Origin of the sequence: Paeniroseomonas aquatica (genome assembly GCF_030409335.1) — a bacterium.
GTDB lineage: Bacteria > Pseudomonadota > Alphaproteobacteria > Acetobacterales > Acetobacteraceae > Belnapia > Belnapia aquatica.
This window is the reverse complement of the sequence record NZ_JAUFPN010000082.1, coordinates 263-729: the sequence shown is the minus strand read 5'-3', so window position 1 is coordinate 729 and position 467 is coordinate 263. Positions and strand designations below refer to the sequence as shown.

The following is a 467-nucleotide window of genomic DNA, read 5'->3' as shown; positions in this document are numbered from 1 at the left end:
GCAGCGCGCGGTACTGTTCTTGAACGCCGAGCCGTGCGACCATGATGGGAACGGCTGCAAGACCAACACCGCGCACTACCTCAAGCCGCGCACAGAGCTCATTGTGAAGGTCTGCGACACCGAAGGCCGACTTCGGCTACGGAAGAAGATCACGGGTACCGGGGAGGCACTGCGATGAATGAACACCCGAAGGTCACCGAGGACCAGGCGCGCAACGCTGAGTTGGTCGCCGCCTACGACGACACCGATGACACCGGGCCCGTCTTCACCGACCGTATCCAGAGCCTCGGATACGCGCCCCCGGAGCGGCCGGAGGTTACTCAGTGGGGTTTCTGCGTGATCGTCGATGACGACGGCCGGGAGTGGCTGGCGTGGGACGCCGAGGGTGTCCGCTACGCCGAGTCTCACTGAGAGGCCAGCGACATCGCTGTGATGAGCTGATACAGCTCCCATGACTCTCGTAGCGG

The 467-nt window shown here is 63.8% G+C and carries 1 protein-coding gene; it reads left to right on the top strand.

What is annotated here, in order from left to right:
* The first annotated feature begins 174 nt into the window (after nt 1-174).
* Entirely contained in the window at nt 175-411 is a 237-nt protein-coding gene (locus QWZ14_RS08375) for a hypothetical protein (RefSeq protein WP_290316179.1), read from the top strand.
* Nucleotides 412-467: the final 56 nt, after the last annotated feature.

Excerpts from the sequence above, each read along its gene's own strand:
- QWZ14_RS08375 (WP_290316179.1), top strand. The coding sequence starts at position 175 with ATGAATGAACACCCGAAGGTCACCGAGGACCAGGCGCGCAACGCTGAG.